Here is a 15164-nt window from a genome sequence, read left to right as displayed (position 1 = left end):
ACTGCTTTTCTTTTTTTTATATACAAAAAAATGATATAGTTTTAATGTTAAAGAGCAAGAATATAAAGGTTGAAAATTACTTCTGCCTTTTGTGTAAATGAATGTTTGTAGTTGTTAGAGACGAAGATAACTTGTATGAATAAAAGTTGAGGCTTTATTCGGTGGCAGTTTGGCAGAAGTAGCCAAGTTTTGATTATAGAAAATAGAATGTATGTGTTATAATAAATTTTATGAATTAGAAAACAAGGGTGATTTTTTGTGTGTGACATCTACGGAGGGTATGCGGGTATTAAAGAGAAATTGATGGAGAAATTACGCCATCCTTATTTTATAAACTATATTGAAGAACCATTTATTGATGAAGAAAAAATAGCGCTGTTATACGGTGCATTAAAAAGTGCAAATATACATAAAGAACAAATTGATCATTATGTCGTAACGATTATGCTTGTACAAATTGCTCTTGATACACATGAAAAAGTATCAAATAAAGCAAACGAAGAGACGAGTGGATTCCATAAGCGTCGTCAATTGACAGTTCTTGCAGGGGATTATTATAGTGGTCTATACTATTACTTATTGTCAATGAATTGTGATATTATCTTAATTCGTGCACTTGCTGAAGGAATTAAGGAGATTAATGAACATAAAATTATGCTGTATCAAAAAGCACATGTGACGATTCAAGACATAATGGAAAGTGTAGTAATAATTGAATCTGCGCTTTTGCAAAAAACATGTGATCATTTTCAGTTATCTAATTGGAAACCATATATAACTTATGTGTTAGGAAAAAATCGTCTTCAAAAAGAGTGTCAATTGTATGCTGATAAACAAAATTCACCTGTTTTTCAAGCAGTCCAAAAAATCTCATTGGATGATGATAAAAATTTGGAAACAGTTATTAATGAATGGCTTATGGAAATGAGAAAGCAAGAAGAAAATTTTTTAGAGAATCATACAGAAGTTAATGAGATAATTTCTATGTTAAGAGATAAATCAAGGACATAAGCAACTTTACATTGGAAGAAGGTACGAGCATGCAACAATCAAAAGAAGAAAGAGTACATGACGTATTTGAGAAAATTTCTGATAAATACGATGTGATGAATTCTGTAATTAGTTTTCAAAGGCATAAGGCATGGCGCAAAGAAACGATGCGAATTATGGATGTGAAACCCGGGGGTAAGGCACTTGACGTATGCTGCGGGACGGCAGATTGGACAATTGCACTAGCGGGAGCTGTAGGTGAAGATGGGAAGGTTTACGGTTTAGACTTTAGCGAAAATATGCTAGCTGTCGGTAAACAAAAGGTAGAAGCTTTAGAATTAAAGCAAGTAGAACTTATGCATGGAAATGCAATGGAACTTCCTTATGAAGATAATACGTTTGATTATGTAACGATTGGTTTTGGGTTACGTAACGTTCCGGATTACATGCAAGTATTAAAAGAAATGACGCGTGTAGTAAAGCCTGGTGGAAAAGTAATTTGCCTGGAAACATCTCAACCAACGATGATAGGTTTTCGTCAAGGATATGTCTTATACTTTAAATATATCATGCCGTTATTTGGAAAGATGTTTGCGAAAAGTTATAAAGAATATTCATGGCTTCAGGAATCTGCTAGTACATTCCCAGGGATGAAAGAGTTAGCACGTATGTTTGAAGAAGCTGGGCTTAAGAATGTGCAAGTGAAACCATTTACTTTTGGTGTAGCAGCTATGCATTTAGGTATTAAACCAGAATCAAAATAGAAAATAGAAAAAAGACGTTTTAGGTTAAGGTGAACAATATGAAGTTACAACTTATGTACTCTTTTTTACGATCGGATATTAATGTTATAGAAAAAGAATTGAAGAAGACAGTTGCTTCTGAGCAGCCGTTAGTAGAAGAAGCGGCATTACAGCTTATTGAAGCAGGTGGGAAGCGGATTCGCCCTGTTTTTGTTTTGCTTGCAGGGAAATTTGGGGATTATAAGTTAGATGCAATTAAGCATGTTGCGGTTGCATTAGAACTAATTCATATGGCTTCGCTTGTTCACGATGATGTCATTGATGCTGCGTTTTTACGACGCGGTAGCGCAACAGTGAATGCGAAATGGGGAGATCGTATTGCAATGTATACAGGAGACTACTTGTTTGCGAAGTCTCTTGAATGTATAACAAATATAGAAATTCCAGATGCACATCAAGCGTTGTCTCATACAATTTTAGAAGTTTGTAAAGGTGAAATCGAACAAATTAAAGATAAGTATAACTATGATCAAAATTTAAGAACGTATTTAAGAAGGATAAAACGAAAAACAGCATTGTTAATCGCCGCAAGTTGTCAGTTGGGAGCGATTGCTGCTGGTGCTAATCGTGATACTGTAAATCGTCTATTTTGGTACGGATATTTTGTTGGTATGTCTTATCAAATTATTGATGATATTTTAGATTTCGTATCGACAGAAGAGAAGCTTGGAAAGCCTGCTGGTGGTGATTTATTACAAGGTAACATTACATTACCTGTTTTGTATGCCATGGAAGATCCAGTTCTTCGTCAAAAAATTACATCTGTGCATGAAAATACAACAGCAAGTGAAATGAAAGAAATTATTGATGATATTAAAGCGAGCGAAGCTATTGATAAAGCATTTTCGTTTAGTGAACGTTATTTACATAAAGCATTAGAAATAATAAAACCACTCCCTCGTGGACAGGCGAAGTATGCGTTGCAAAATGTCGCAAAGTATATTGGAAAACGAAAATTTTAGTGTTTTGTCTAAAAAATAAAATAATCTCTCTATTTCAAAACTATTGCGCAATTGTGATAAGGGTGTTAATATGTGTGTGGGGATATACAATTACATACATAATTCAGAAGTGGAGAGATTTTTTATGGAAAAAACATTTCTAATGGTAAAACCAGACGGTGTACAACGTGCCTTCATTGGGGAAATTGTAGCTCGTTTTGAGAAAAAGGGCTTTCAATTAGTTGGTGCAAAATTAATGCAAGTTACTCCGGAAATTGCTGAACAACACTACGGTGAGCATAAAGAAAGACCTTTCTTTGGTGAATTAGTAGACTTTATTACATCTGGTCCTGTATTCGCAATGGTATGGCAAGGTGAAGGTGTAGTAGATACAGCACGCAATATGATGGGTAAAACACGACCACATGAAGCTGCTCCTGGAACAATTCGTGGAGATTTCGGTGTAACTGTTGCGAAAAACATTATCCACGGTTCGGATTCTTTAGAAAGTGCAGAACGCGAGATTGCTATTTTCTTTAAGGAAGAAGAATTAGTAGACTACTCAAAATTAATGAATCAATGGATTTACTAATTATTTTGAAATAATTTGTAAACGCTTTAATAAATGTGATAATAGTAAAAAGTGTGAGAAGAATAGGGGTATTCTTCTTGCACTTTTTTTATTTCGATCAGTTACGAAGTTAGGGCTGTTATGATATATTGGTATGTAAAGTAAAAGGTTTACTATTATGAAAATAATCGAACAATTACAAGTAGGGAAAGCAAACATTCGATTTACTATATAATTTCTTTGTATTTTAAAGAGTGATGGAAGATAATATAGCTGCTTTATCTAGCGGGATAAATACATATGCGAAAAGAGGAATAACGTATGCGATATATTACAGCTGGTGAATCCCACGGTCCGCAACTTACGACAATTTTAGAAGGTGTTCCGGCAGGGGTATCTTTAGTAGCGAATGATATAAATGAAGAATTAGCTAGAAGACAAAAAGGATATGGACGCGGTAGACGCATGCAAATTGAGAAAGACCAAGTGCAAATTGTAAGTGGTGTTAGGCATGGGAAGACGATGGGGTCACCGATTGCACTTGTTGTTGAAAATCGTGATTTTACACATTGGACAAAGGTTATGGGTGCAGAGCCGTTAACTGAGCAGGAAGAGAAAGAAATGAAAAGGCAAGTTACGAAACCTAGACCTGGACACGCAGATTTAAATGGTGCGATTAAATATGGTCATAGAGATATGAGGAATGTATTAGAGCGTTCTTCAGCACGTGAAACGACAGTTCGTGTTGCAGCTGGTGCAGTTGCAAAAAAAATATTAGCGGAATTAGGTATACAAGTAGCGGGACATGTTATCGAGATTGGTGGTGTACAGGCAGCAAATATTAAATATAACTCTATTGTGGAATTACAAAGTACTACAGAAGCATCTCCTGTACGTTGTTTAGATGAAGAGGCCGGTAAAAAGATGATGCAAGCAATTGATGATGCGAAGGCAAATGGTGATTCTATCGGTGGTATTGTTGAAGTAGTTGTAGAAGGAATGCCAATTGGAGTAGGTAGCTATGTACATTATGATAGAAAATTAGATGCAAAATTAGCAGCGGCAATTATGAGTATTAACGCTTTTAAAGGTGTTGAAATTGGAATTGGTTTTGAAGCAGCACATAGACCTGGAAGTGAAGTGCATGATGAAATCCTTTGGGATGAAGTGCAAGGGTACAGAAGACAAACGAACAATGCAGGTGGATTAGAAGGTGGCATGACAACTGGTATGCCGGTTGTTGTGCGCGGTGTTATGAAACCGATACCGACATTATATAAACCGCTTCAAAGTGTTGATATTGATACGAAAGAACCTTTTACAGCGAGTATTGAACGTTCAGATAGTTGTGCAGTGCCAGCAGCTAGCGTTGTGGCTGAAGCTGTTGTGGCTTGGGAGCTCGCAACAGCTTTAATTGAACAATTTGGATTAGATCGTATCGATCTTATACGTGAAAATATTGAGAAACATAATGAATATGCGAGGGGATTTTAATGGAGAACATACATATTCAAACGAAATCAAAAGAATATGATGTACATGTTGGAAGGGAGGCGTTGTCACACTTAACAACGCTTATTCAAAAAATGAATCCTGCAGTATCTAACATAATGATCATTTCTGATGAAGCTGTTGCATCACTGCATTTACAGACAGTTGTTGATGCATTGCAAGTAGAGCAAAAAGTATTTTCGTTTGTTGTACCGAGTGGCGAAAAAGAGAAGTCTTTTGAAAATTTCTATGAGGCTCACACTTCGGCTCTTGAAAATAAATTAGATAGAAATTCTTTAATCATCGCACTTGGAGGCGGAATGATTGGAGATTTGGCTGGATTTGTTGCCGCGTCGTTTATGCGTGGTATTCGCTTTGTCCAAGTTCCAACGACTTTATTAGCTCACGATAGCGCAGTAGGCGGGAAAGTAGCAATTAACCATCCACTAGGAAAAAATATGATTGGAGCGTTTCATCAGCCAGAAGCTGTTGTATATCATACGCCATTTTTACATTCACTTCCTGAAAAAGAGTGGCGATCAGGTTATGCAGAAGTGATAAAGCATGCTCTTATTGGTGATGTAGAGCTATATCATTGGTTAAAAGAAGAAGTGCAAACGTTAACGGATCTTCGTGATGAAAAGTTAATTCATATATTAACGAAGGCGATTCCTGTGAAAGCGAATATTGTGTCGCAAGATGAAACAGAAAAAGGTGTACGTGCCCATTTGAATTTTGGGCATACGTTAGGACATGCTCTTGAAAAAGAGTTAGGATATGGGAATATTACTCACGGTGATGGAGTAGCGGTTGGCATGCTATTTGCTATGTTTTTAAGTGAGCAAGTGTACAAAGTTGATCTTTCTTATGAAGAAATGAAGCAGTGGTTCTTGAAATACGGTTATCCAAAAATGCCAAGTGACTTGAATGTAGAACGTCTCGTTCAGTTGATGAAACAAGATAAAAAAGCAAATGCTGGAACAATTCATATGGTGCTTATGCAGGAATATGGGGGAGTGAATGTCGTATCTATTTCAGATGAGGCTGTTCATATTGCGTTAGAAGCATTTCAAAAGGATATGGTGTAAAAAGTCATAGAACAGGTATGAAATGCATATTTAAAGGTATTCTCGTAATGGTGACGGTTATGATTAAAGATGACAGTAAGACATTATAAATCATATCAATGACTGGGGGAAGAAAAGTGAGAGTAAAAGAGCAATTGTTAACTTTGAGAGCATATGTACCTGGGAAAAATATTGAGGAAGTAAAAAGAGAATACGGATTATCAAAAATTGTAAAACTAGCATCGAATGAAAATCCGTTTGGCTGCTCTGCGCGTGTGACAGAAGCATTAACTTCGTTAGCTAATCAATATGCACTCTATCCGGACGGGGCGGCATTTGAGCTTCGTGAGAAAGTAGCAGAGCATTTAGGTGTAAAAGCGGAACAACTTTTATTTGGTAGTGGGCTAGATGAAGTCATTCAAATGATTAGTCGTGCTTTGCTACATAATGGAACAAATGTTGTAATGGCGAACCCTACGTTCTCGCAATACCATCACCATGCTGTTATTGAAGGAGCAGAAGTTCGTGAAGTACCACTTAAAGATGGCATTCACGATTTAGATGCAATGTTACAACAAGTAGATGAGAAAACGAAGATTGTATGGGTTTGTAATCCGAATAATCCGACAGGTACATATGTAGAAAAACAAAAATTACTTTCATTTTTAGAATCAGTTCCAAAGTCAGCGCTCGTTATTATGGACGAAGCATATTATGAATATGCTGGGGCAGAAGATTATCCGCAAACATTACCTCTTCTTGAAAAGTACGAAAATCTTATGGTGCTACGCACATTCTCAAAAGCATATGGATTAGCTGCTTTTCGTATTGGATATGCGATTGGTGATGCAAAGCTTATTGGGCAGCTAGAGGTAGCAAGACTACCATTTAACACATCAACTATCGCCCAAGCGGTAGCATTAGCGGCAATAGAGGATCAACAGTTTTTACAAGAGTGTGTGAAGAAAAATGCCGGAGGATTAAATCAATATTATGCATTTTGTAAGGAATATAACGTATTCTACTATCCATCTCAAACGAATTTTATTTTCTTGAAACTTGGTATACCTGGTAATGAAGCTTTCGAACGATTAATGAAAAAAGGATATATCGTTCGTTCTGGTGCAGCATTTGGTATGCATGATGGTATTCGTATTACTGTTGGATTAAAAGAAGAAAATGATGAGATTATTGAATTACTTACGGAACTTGTAAAAGAACAAGTGAAGAAAGAAGAAACGTATTCTTAAGAAATGGTGGAGGCTCCTGTTACAGGAGCCTTTTTCATTTGAACTGCAATAAGGGGAGTTGTTTGCACGTTCAAGAAAGAAAACGTTACAATAGAAGTAGACGTATAAGAAGAACTATTGTACATATAACTTATTTAAAATGTGAGGAGGATACAGTTTGAAACTAGTAGGACGAAAAAATAGTTTGAATGGGAAAATTGTTGTTCCAGGAGATAAATCTATTTCGCATCGCTCTGTTATGTTTGGAGCGATAGCGGAAGGGACGACGAAAGTATCAAATTTTTTATTAGGAGAAGATTGTTTAAGTACAATTGCATGTTTTCAAAAACTAGGTGTCCAGATTGAACAGTTTGGTAACGATGTCACGATTTACGGTAAAGGATTACATAATTTACAAGAACCGAAAGAAGTATTAGATGTGGGGAATTCAGGGACGACTATTCGTCTTATGCTTGGGATTTTAGCAAATACGCCGTTCCATAGTACGATAATTGGTGATGCATCAATTGGAAAACGTCCTATGAAACGTGTTACAGACCCGCTTAGTAAGATGAATGCTCAAATTGATGGTAGAGAAAACGGACAATATACACCTTTATCTATTCGCGGTGGTAAGGTAAAAGGTATGCATTACCATTCACCAGTAGCAAGCGCACAAGTGAAGTCAGCAGTTTTACTTGCGGGTTTGCAAGGGGAAGGGATTACTACGGTAACAGAGCCTATGCAATCTCGTGATCATACGGAAAGAATGTTGCGTGCATTCGGTTGTACCGTAGATGTTAATGGACGGACTGTTTCATTACAAGGTGGACAACAACTTAAAGGTGCAGACATAGAAGTTCCAGGAGATATTTCTTCGGCGGCATTTTTCTTAGTAGCTGGTGCAATTGTCCAAAATAGTAAGCTTGTATTGGAAAACGTTGGTTTAAATCCGACGAGAACAGGGGTTTTAGATGTATTAACAAAGATGGGTGCACTTATTTCTATCGATCATATTAGAAATGAAGAGTTTGAACCGTGCGGGGATATTACGATTGAAACATCTAAACTAAAAGGAATAGAAATTGGTGGAACTCTTATTCCAAGATTAATTGATGAAATTCCTGTAATTGCTTTATTGGCAACGCAGGCAGAAGGAATTACTGTTATTAAAAACGCTGAGGAGTTAAAAGTAAAAGAAACAAATCGTATCGATACGGTTGTAGATGAATTAGGCAAATTAGGTGCGAAGATTGAAGCTACACCAGATGGTATGATTATATATGGTAAACAAAGTTTAAAAGGAAATACTGTTAATAGTCACGGCGATCATCGTATTGGGATGATGCTTGCAATCGCATCGTGTATTATAGATGGAGAAGTGAAAATAGAGAATAGTGATGCGGTCGCTGTATCGTATCCGGAATTTTTCGAACAATTAGCTGCGCTATGAGAGAAAGTATAGGAAGAGGTAGCTCACTCAAAAGGTTGCGTTCTTACACCTAGTTGCTTATGATAAATGAACAGAAGAGAATATTTTTTGAATTAAAGGAGACGTTTATGCAAAAGTTTGAACAGGCTGTTTCTTATATTGAAAACGGTGAAGCAGAAAAAGGATTACAATTATTAAAAGAACAACTACGAGTTGCTAATGATGAAGAGAAGTATGATATCGCTCGTTACTATCATACACTTGGGTTTATGGATGAGGCGTTAGCAATTACTGAAGACTTACGCTTGCTATATCCGGAAGAAAGTGAATTTACGGTATTTTTAGCAGAATTATATATTGATTTAGATAAAGAAGATGAAGCGATTGAAGTGCTTCATGATATTCCAGAAAACGATGATTTATATGTTCAATCGTTATTACTTGTAGCGGATTTATTCCAAATGCAAGGTTTTGATGATGTAGCAGAACAAAAACTATTAAAGGCGAAAGAAATGATGCCAGACGAACCTGTTATTACGTTTGGGTTAGCAGAATTATATAGTAGTAAAGGTGAAGAGCAAAAGGCGATCACTTATTATGAATCGTTACTAGCAGAACATAAAGTTATGGGTGGTGTTGTCATTGCGCTTCGTCTAGCAGAAACTTTAAGTGCTATTGGAAACTGGGAAGAGGCAATCTCTTACTATGAAGCGGGGTTAGAAGAGCAAAAAGATATTCACTCATTATTTGGATATGCCTTCACATTATACCAAGGAGAAGAATATCAAAGAGCAATTGGTGCTTGGCAAGAATTAAAAGAATTAGATCCTGAATACGCATCGTTATACATGTATTTAGCGAAAAGCTATGAAAAAGAAGGCATGCTTCAAGAAAGCTATGAAACACTTCAAGAAGGAATTAAAGTAGATGAGCTGTCTGTTCCTTTCTATGTAGAATTAGCGAATATTGCGGCGAAATTAGGTAAAATAGCGGAGGCAGAAGAAGTGCTTCAAAAAGCACTGGAGCTAGATCCGGGACATTTAGGTGCGATATTAAAATATGCGTATATTTTAAAAGAACAAGAGAAATACGAAGAGCTAATTGCAGTTGTAGAGCGTGCAATTGACAGTGGAGAACCAGATACACAACTACTTTGGGATCTTGCATTTGCAAAAAAACAATTAGAAATGTATTCGGATGCATTAAAACACTATGAAAGTGCATATACTTCTTTTAAGAATCATCCAGATTTCTTGGAAGAGTACGGTTATTTCTTATTAGAAGAAGGAATGCGAAAAGAGGCGAAAGAAGTATTTACGCAGTTAATACAACTAGACCCGACACAAATTCATATTGAAGAATTGTTATATAATTTAGAGGATTTTTCATAAGTTGGAAGGAAACTGAATGCCGCTTCTTGAATCTAAAAAGAAAAGAGAAAGACAGAGGAGGGACTTAATCGCTATGAATACCCCTGTTTCTGTAAACGAGAAGAAGGATTTTGTAAAATGGTTTTTGAATAATTACCAACTGAAACAGCGTGAATGTGTATGGATTTTGAATTATTTAATGAGTCACGATCAATTAATGCATAAAGTCCACTTCGTAGAACATGCAAAATATTGTCCGCGTGGCTTAGTAATGTCAGCAAATTGTGTGAAAGACACACCGTTTCATTTTTTTAAACAAAATGTAATGACAACAGATGCAGAAAAATCGTTTCATGATATTCGTTTGAATCGAGATGAGGATATTTATATTCAGCTTAATTTTAAATCATCGTTCCAAAATGCAAACTATGTAGCTGTATTAGAAGAAAACCCATATTTGCCAAAGCATATTGAAGTGAATGAAAAAGATCGATTGCTTGCAGAACGATTTTTAGAAGAAAGTGTATTCTCATTTAGAAGAGAACGTCTTTTGAAACAAATTGATGAAGCTTTGGATAAGCAAGATAAGGAAGCATTTCATAGGTTAACAGCAGAGTTGAAAATTTTATAGAATTCATTTTGATTATGTAATCTTTACGAAATTCAGACTTTTTAAGAAAAACTACTTAATAATAGGTAGTTTTTCTTTTTTTACCTCTTTTAGTATGGTTTAATATATATAAAGTGAAAGTTCTGTTATTTCGAATGGAGGAGGGGAGAAAAGGTGAAATGGATTGTAAAAGATGTAGAACAGTTTGAGCAAGCGAGGGAGTATGTAGATACAGGGATTATACCCCTTTTGTCTATTTCGGCAGCAAAAGAGATGAAAATGGTTGTAGAGCAAGGTGAATTTATTGAGGCTTTGAGTATGGAGTTGGAAAGGGAGTATAAAGGAAGAGTGCTTTTACTGCCCGCATTTACGTATTTGGTAGAGAGCCAAAAGAATGAAAAAGACCGTTTGCAAGAATGGACAGATCATTTAAAAAGGCAAGGTTTTAAGCATATTGCCTATGTGACAAGTGACTTTTCATGGAAAGAAGATATGAGAGATGTGCAGGGTGATTTATTTTGGTTTCCATCGTTATCATTAGAGCAATTTAGTGACCAAGCGAAAAGGGAAGTTATTCGTGCACACATAAAAAATATTATGGAAATGTTGGAAGAAAGATGGATAAAATAATAATAAACAGAAAGTTCTTATTATTATGAGTAGTATGATATTGACCTATGCAAGAGGGTATTATATCATGATAGTGTCCTAGTTTTTATTTTTTATATAATTTTTTCACGAGGGGACAATTTCTGATAGAGGGGGGAAATTTTCGTGAGCGAGAAAGAACATCGTGTGTCAAGAAGACAGTTTTTAAATTACACACTTACAGGGGTAGGAGGCTTTATGGCGGCGGGTATTTTAATGCCGATGACGAGGTTTGCGCTTGATCCGGTGTTAAGAAAAGAAGTGGGAACAGATATGGTTGCTGTTGGACAAGTAAAGGATATTACAACAGAGCCGAAGCGCTTCGATTTTAAGGTGAAGCAGGTTGACGGATGGTACAAGTCTGAAGAGCCAAAATCTGCTTGGGTGCATAAAGATGAAAGCGGAGACATTGTTGCATTTTCTCCAGTATGTAAACATTTAGGCTGCACAGTGAACTGGAATTCGGACAAAGCACATCCTAATCAATTCTTTTGCCCATGTCACGGGGGACGTTACACAAAAGATGGGATGAACATTAAAGGCACACCGCCTCTTGCTCCGCTTGATGTGTACGAGTCTAAAGTGAAAGATGGAACGCTGTATTTAGGAAAAGCGAAGCCAAGAGGGGGTGCAAAGTAGATGTTAAATAAAATTTATGATTGGGTGGACGAACGTTTAGATATTACACCGATATGGCGTGATATCGCTGATCATGAAGTACCTGAGCATGTTAACCCGGCACATCACTTTTCTGCATTCGTCTATTGCTTTGGAGGACTTACCTTTTTCGTTACAGTAATTCAAATTTTGTCCGGAATGTTTTTGACGATGTATTATGTGCCGGATATTAAAAATGCTTGGGAGTCGGTTTATTATTTACAAAATGAAGTAGCTTACGGGCAAATTGTTCGTGGTATGCATCACTGGGGTGCTAGTCTCGTAATTGTAATGATGTTTTTACATACACTCAGAGTTTTCTTCCAAGGTGCGTATAAAAAGCCTCGTGAGTTAAACTGGATTGTTGGTGTTCTTATTTTCTTTGTTATGTTAGGTCTTGGTTTTACCGGATATTTATTACCGTGGGATATGAAAGCGTTATTTGCTACGAAAGTAGGGATTCAAATTGCAGAGCAAACGCCGCTCATTGGTCCTTATATTAAAACATTACTCGCTGGTCATTCCGAAATCGTTGGCGCTCAAACATTAACTCGCTTCTTTGCTATTCACGTCTTCTTCTTACCAGCAGCACTTCTAGGTTTAATGGCCTTCCACTTCATCATGATTCGCAAACAAGGTATTTCCGGTCCGCTATAAGAGATTGCTAAATTAAAGGGGAAAGAACAAAAGGAGGGAGATTATGCATCGCGGCAAAGGGATGAAGTTTGTAGGAGATTCTCGGGTACCAGTAGCCCGGAAACCAAATATTCCAAAAGATTATTCTGAATATCCAGGGAAAACAGAAGCGTTTTGGCCGAATTTCTTGTTAAAAGAATGGATGGTTGGTGCAGTTTTTTTAGTCGGTTATTTATGTTTAACAGTGGCGCATCCGTCACCGCTTGAGAGAATGGCGGATCCTACAGATGCAGGATATATACCACTTCCAGATTGGTATTTCTTATTCTTGTATCAGTTATTAAAGTATTCGTATGCTTCAGGCTCATTTACTGTAATTGGTGCGTTTATTATGCCGGGGATTGCGTTTGGAGCGTTACTATTAGCTCCGTTTCTAGATCGAGGACCAGAAAGAGCACCATTGAAGCGTCCTGTAGCAACGGGGTTTATGCTTTTAGCAATTGCATCGATTATTTTTTTAACTTGGGAATCTGTAGCACACCACGATTGGGAAGCTGCAAAAAAACAAGGAGCAATTGTAAAAACAGCACCAGTTGATAAAAATGATGACGGCTACAAGTTGATGCAAAAAAATACTTGTTTAACATGTCATGGTGACAATTTACAGGGCGGAGCGGCAGCACCGGCTTTACAAAACTTAACTTTAAAACCAGAAGAAATCGCTAAAATTGCGAAAGATGGAAAAGGTTCAATGCCTAAAGGTGTATTTAAAGGTACAGATGAGGAACTGAAAAAGCTTTCGGAATTCGTTGCAAAGTATAATAAAAAATAATAGAAAAGCTGACTACAAAATCTGTAGTCAGCTTTTTATTTTGCGTTCCCAGCTAAGCTGGGCACTGTTTGATGGTGAAAGGTTTAAATAGAATTCTACAAGGATTCAAAAATTATTATAGCCTATCTTCAATTGGACAGAAGTGGCTCGGTAAAATAGATTGGTACGTCTTAGAACGGCTTAACCTTTTCTGGATAAGAAAAGAAACATGGTCGTATCAAGGACTTGATGAAGAAAATAACATACACACTCGTGAAAGTAGGAAGCTAGAACAAACTGAAAGCTAAAGAAGGAAGAGCATCGGAAAGCTGTATGAGGGAAAACCTCACGTACGGTTTGATGAGGGGAAGCTGAAACAGAAAAGGGATAGCAAAGCCATCCCTAAAGAAAATTTAATCTGTTTCAGTTTTCTACTCTACGATGACGGAAAGTTTGCTATATAATAGAGTAGAGTTCGATGAAAGAATTACTTTGTTTGAAAGGTGTTGGACATACAGATTGGCTTACTTGTATGCAATGTTAAGGCAACGTTCGGTACTATTATTTTTATTGGTTGTTAACATATTAGGTACAATTTACGGATTCGTATGGTATGGAAATCAATTAAAAGAAACCTCACCTATATTTTGGCCGTTTGTACCAGATAGCCCTATGGCGACTCTCTTTTTTGTCTTTGTTTTAATTGCTTTCTTGATGAAGAAGAACTGGGGGTTAATAGAAGCGCTAGCGATAGTTACTTTAATAAAATATGGTGTTTGGGCTGTTGTTGTAAATGCAATTATGATTTATGTAAAAGGCCCTATTGGCCTTATGGGATATATGTTAATGTTATCTCATTTTGCGATGGCAGTGCAGGGAATGTTATATGCTCCGTTTTATCGGATAAAAAAATGGCACTTCACTGTAGCTGGCATATGGACATTACATAATGATGCAATTGATTATTTATTTTGGCAAATGCCGAGATATGGGATTATGCATTTATTTGTAGAGAAAATTGGTTATTTTACGTTTTGGTTAAGTATTGCTGTACTGTGTATTACATATTATTATTGCTTACGTGAGAACCGAAAACAGTTTTCTTTATGATGGTGAGGACATTTAGGGGGAGAAAATGAAGAAAAATAAGAGCGGTATAAACATATTGGATCGATTGATCACTTTAGTAGTTTCCTATAGCATAGCATTTTCTGTTTTCGCTCTCGCGACAACGGTAGTTGTATATGGAAAATGGTTGTATTATTTTGAAATTGATTTTTTAAATATTCCAGATTTAGCGGATATGACGAAAGATGAAATTAAGAGAAACTATGATGTGCTTATTACATATTTATCGCCGTTTTATGAAGGTGCATTACAATTGCCGACATTAGATATGTCCACAAATGGACGCATTCATTTTGTAGATGTTAAACATATTTTAGTAAAGATTCAATATATAATGTATGGAACGATTGTAATTGCTGTATTAGGAGGAGCGTATTTATTAAAAAAGAAAAAAGAAAAGTTTTTACTTCACGGAGCGATTCTTACAATTATTTTTCCAATAGCTCTTACGTTACCAATTGCTATTAATTTTGAAAAGAGTTTCGTATTATTTCATAAGCTTTTATTTAGCAATGATTATTGGATGTTTGATATTGAAACAGATCCGGTTATTTTAATGTTACCGGAAGAATTCTTTATGCATGCTGCATGTATTATTTTATTATTGATTTTAGGTGGTAGCATGCTTTGTTATGGTGTGTATAAATATTTAGTGAAAAAGAAAAGGGTTTCAAAGAAAAAATTCTCTGTTTAAAGAGAATTTTTTTGTTTTCATAGAGATAATATATTTTTTGGTTTTGTTCTGTTCTATTCTTGTCCAATTCCACATATTTTGTACTA

General features: G+C 36.2%; 17 protein-coding genes. All 17 read left to right on the top strand.

The window, feature by feature from the left end; translation table 11 throughout:
* The first annotated feature begins 258 nt into the window (after nucleotides 1-258).
* Complete coding sequence (locus CQ058_RS06130) at nucleotides 259-1011, top strand: heptaprenyl diphosphate synthase component 1 (protein WP_002030763.1); 753 nt, start codon at nucleotides 259-261, stop codon at nucleotides 1009-1011.
* A 29-nt stretch (nucleotides 1012-1040) separates the two neighbouring features.
* Nucleotides 1041-1754 (top strand): demethylmenaquinone methyltransferase, encoded by a 714-nt coding sequence (locus CQ058_RS06125; protein ID WP_002193201.1) that lies wholly within the window; start codon nucleotides 1041-1043, stop codon nucleotides 1752-1754.
* 38 nt (nucleotides 1755-1792) lie between these two features.
* Nucleotides 1793-2755, top strand: a complete 963-nt coding sequence (gene hepT / locus CQ058_RS06120) for a heptaprenyl diphosphate synthase component II (protein ID WP_002011823.1) — start codon at nucleotides 1793-1795, stop codon at nucleotides 2753-2755.
* A 124-nt stretch (nucleotides 2756-2879) separates the two neighbouring features.
* Nucleotides 2880-3326 carry a nucleoside-diphosphate kinase gene (gene ndk / locus CQ058_RS06115; protein WP_000415879.1) on the top strand — a complete coding sequence of 149 codons (447 nt, stop codon included), beginning with the start codon at nucleotides 2880-2882 and terminating at the stop codon, nucleotides 3324-3326.
* Between the two features lie 300 nt (nucleotides 3327-3626).
* The gene (gene aroC, locus CQ058_RS06110; RefSeq protein WP_002126430.1) at nucleotides 3627-4799 is read left to right on the top strand and encodes a chorismate synthase; all 1173 of its coding nucleotides are present in this window, start codon (nucleotides 3627-3629) and stop codon (nucleotides 4797-4799) included.
* On the top strand, nucleotides 4799-5884 hold the full coding sequence (gene aroB, locus CQ058_RS06105) for a 3-dehydroquinate synthase (RefSeq protein ID WP_002193199.1): 1086 nt from the start codon (nucleotides 4799-4801) through the stop codon (nucleotides 5882-5884). Before aroC ends, aroB begins: the two co-directional genes overlap by 1 nt.
* Before the next feature lie 116 nt (nucleotides 5885-6000).
* The gene (gene hisC / locus CQ058_RS06100) at nucleotides 6001-7113 is read left to right on the top strand and encodes a histidinol-phosphate transaminase (RefSeq protein WP_002188988.1); all 1113 of its coding nucleotides are present in this window, start codon (nucleotides 6001-6003) and stop codon (nucleotides 7111-7113) included.
* Between the two features lie 157 nt (nucleotides 7114-7270).
* Nucleotides 7271-8545 carry a 3-phosphoshikimate 1-carboxyvinyltransferase gene (gene aroA / locus CQ058_RS06095; RefSeq protein WP_002086617.1) on the top strand — a complete coding sequence of 425 codons (1275 nt, stop codon included), beginning with the start codon at nucleotides 7271-7273 and terminating at the stop codon, nucleotides 8543-8545.
* A 107-nt stretch (nucleotides 8546-8652) separates the two neighbouring features.
* Nucleotides 8653-9915, top strand: coding sequence for a tetratricopeptide repeat protein (locus CQ058_RS06090; RefSeq protein WP_002086616.1), 1263 nt, complete (start codon nucleotides 8653-8655; stop codon nucleotides 9913-9915).
* A 73-nt stretch (nucleotides 9916-9988) separates the two neighbouring features.
* Nucleotides 9989-10525 carry a ReoY family proteolytic degradation factor gene (locus CQ058_RS06085; RefSeq protein WP_002086615.1) on the top strand — a complete coding sequence of 179 codons (537 nt, stop codon included), beginning with the start codon at nucleotides 9989-9991 and terminating at the stop codon, nucleotides 10523-10525.
* A 153-nt stretch (nucleotides 10526-10678) separates the two neighbouring features.
* The gene (locus CQ058_RS06080) at nucleotides 10679-11134 is read left to right on the top strand and encodes a YpiF family protein (protein WP_002030770.1); all 456 of its coding nucleotides are present in this window, start codon (nucleotides 10679-10681) and stop codon (nucleotides 11132-11134) included.
* Between the two features lie 144 nt (nucleotides 11135-11278).
* On the top strand, nucleotides 11279-11791 hold the full coding sequence (gene qcrA / locus CQ058_RS06075) for a menaquinol-cytochrome c reductase iron-sulfur subunit (RefSeq protein WP_002030772.1): 513 nt from the start codon (nucleotides 11279-11281) through the stop codon (nucleotides 11789-11791).
* Nucleotides 11792-12466 carry a menaquinol-cytochrome c reductase cytochrome b subunit gene (qcrB, locus tag CQ058_RS06070; RefSeq protein WP_000932700.1) on the top strand — a complete coding sequence of 225 codons (675 nt, stop codon included), beginning with the start codon at nucleotides 11792-11794 and terminating at the stop codon, nucleotides 12464-12466.
* 43 nt (nucleotides 12467-12509) lie between these two features.
* A complete protein-coding gene (gene qcrC, locus CQ058_RS06065; protein WP_002011836.1) occupies nucleotides 12510-13277 on the top strand; it encodes a menaquinol-cytochrome c reductase cytochrome b/c subunit in 768 nt (255 codons plus the stop codon).
* 68 nt (nucleotides 13278-13345) lie between these two features.
* The gene (locus tag CQ058_RS06055) at nucleotides 13346-13564 is read left to right on the top strand and encodes a group II intron maturase-specific domain-containing protein (RefSeq protein WP_308729285.1); all 219 of its coding nucleotides are present in this window, start codon (nucleotides 13346-13348) and stop codon (nucleotides 13562-13564) included.
* Between the two features lie 211 nt (nucleotides 13565-13775).
* The gene (gene lhaT, locus CQ058_RS06050; protein WP_002193198.1) at nucleotides 13776-14366 is read left to right on the top strand and encodes a lipoprotein heptaprenylglyceryl N-acetyltransferase LhaT; all 591 of its coding nucleotides are present in this window, start codon (nucleotides 13776-13778) and stop codon (nucleotides 14364-14366) included.
* 25 nt (nucleotides 14367-14391) lie between these two features.
* Nucleotides 14392-15078 carry a lipoprotein intramolecular transacylase Lit gene (lit, locus tag CQ058_RS06045; RefSeq protein ID WP_002193197.1) on the top strand — a complete coding sequence of 229 codons (687 nt, stop codon included), beginning with the start codon at nucleotides 14392-14394 and terminating at the stop codon, nucleotides 15076-15078.
* Nucleotides 15079-15164 lie beyond the last annotated feature (86 nt).

This window comes from Bacillus sp. MYb56, from assembly GCF_002976445.1.
In the GTDB taxonomy this organism is placed as follows: Bacteria; Bacillota; Bacilli; order Bacillales; family Bacillaceae_G; genus Bacillus_A; species Bacillus_A mycoides.
Note: the sequence above shows the minus strand (reverse complement) of the source record. Positions and strands in the feature narration are given on the sequence as shown.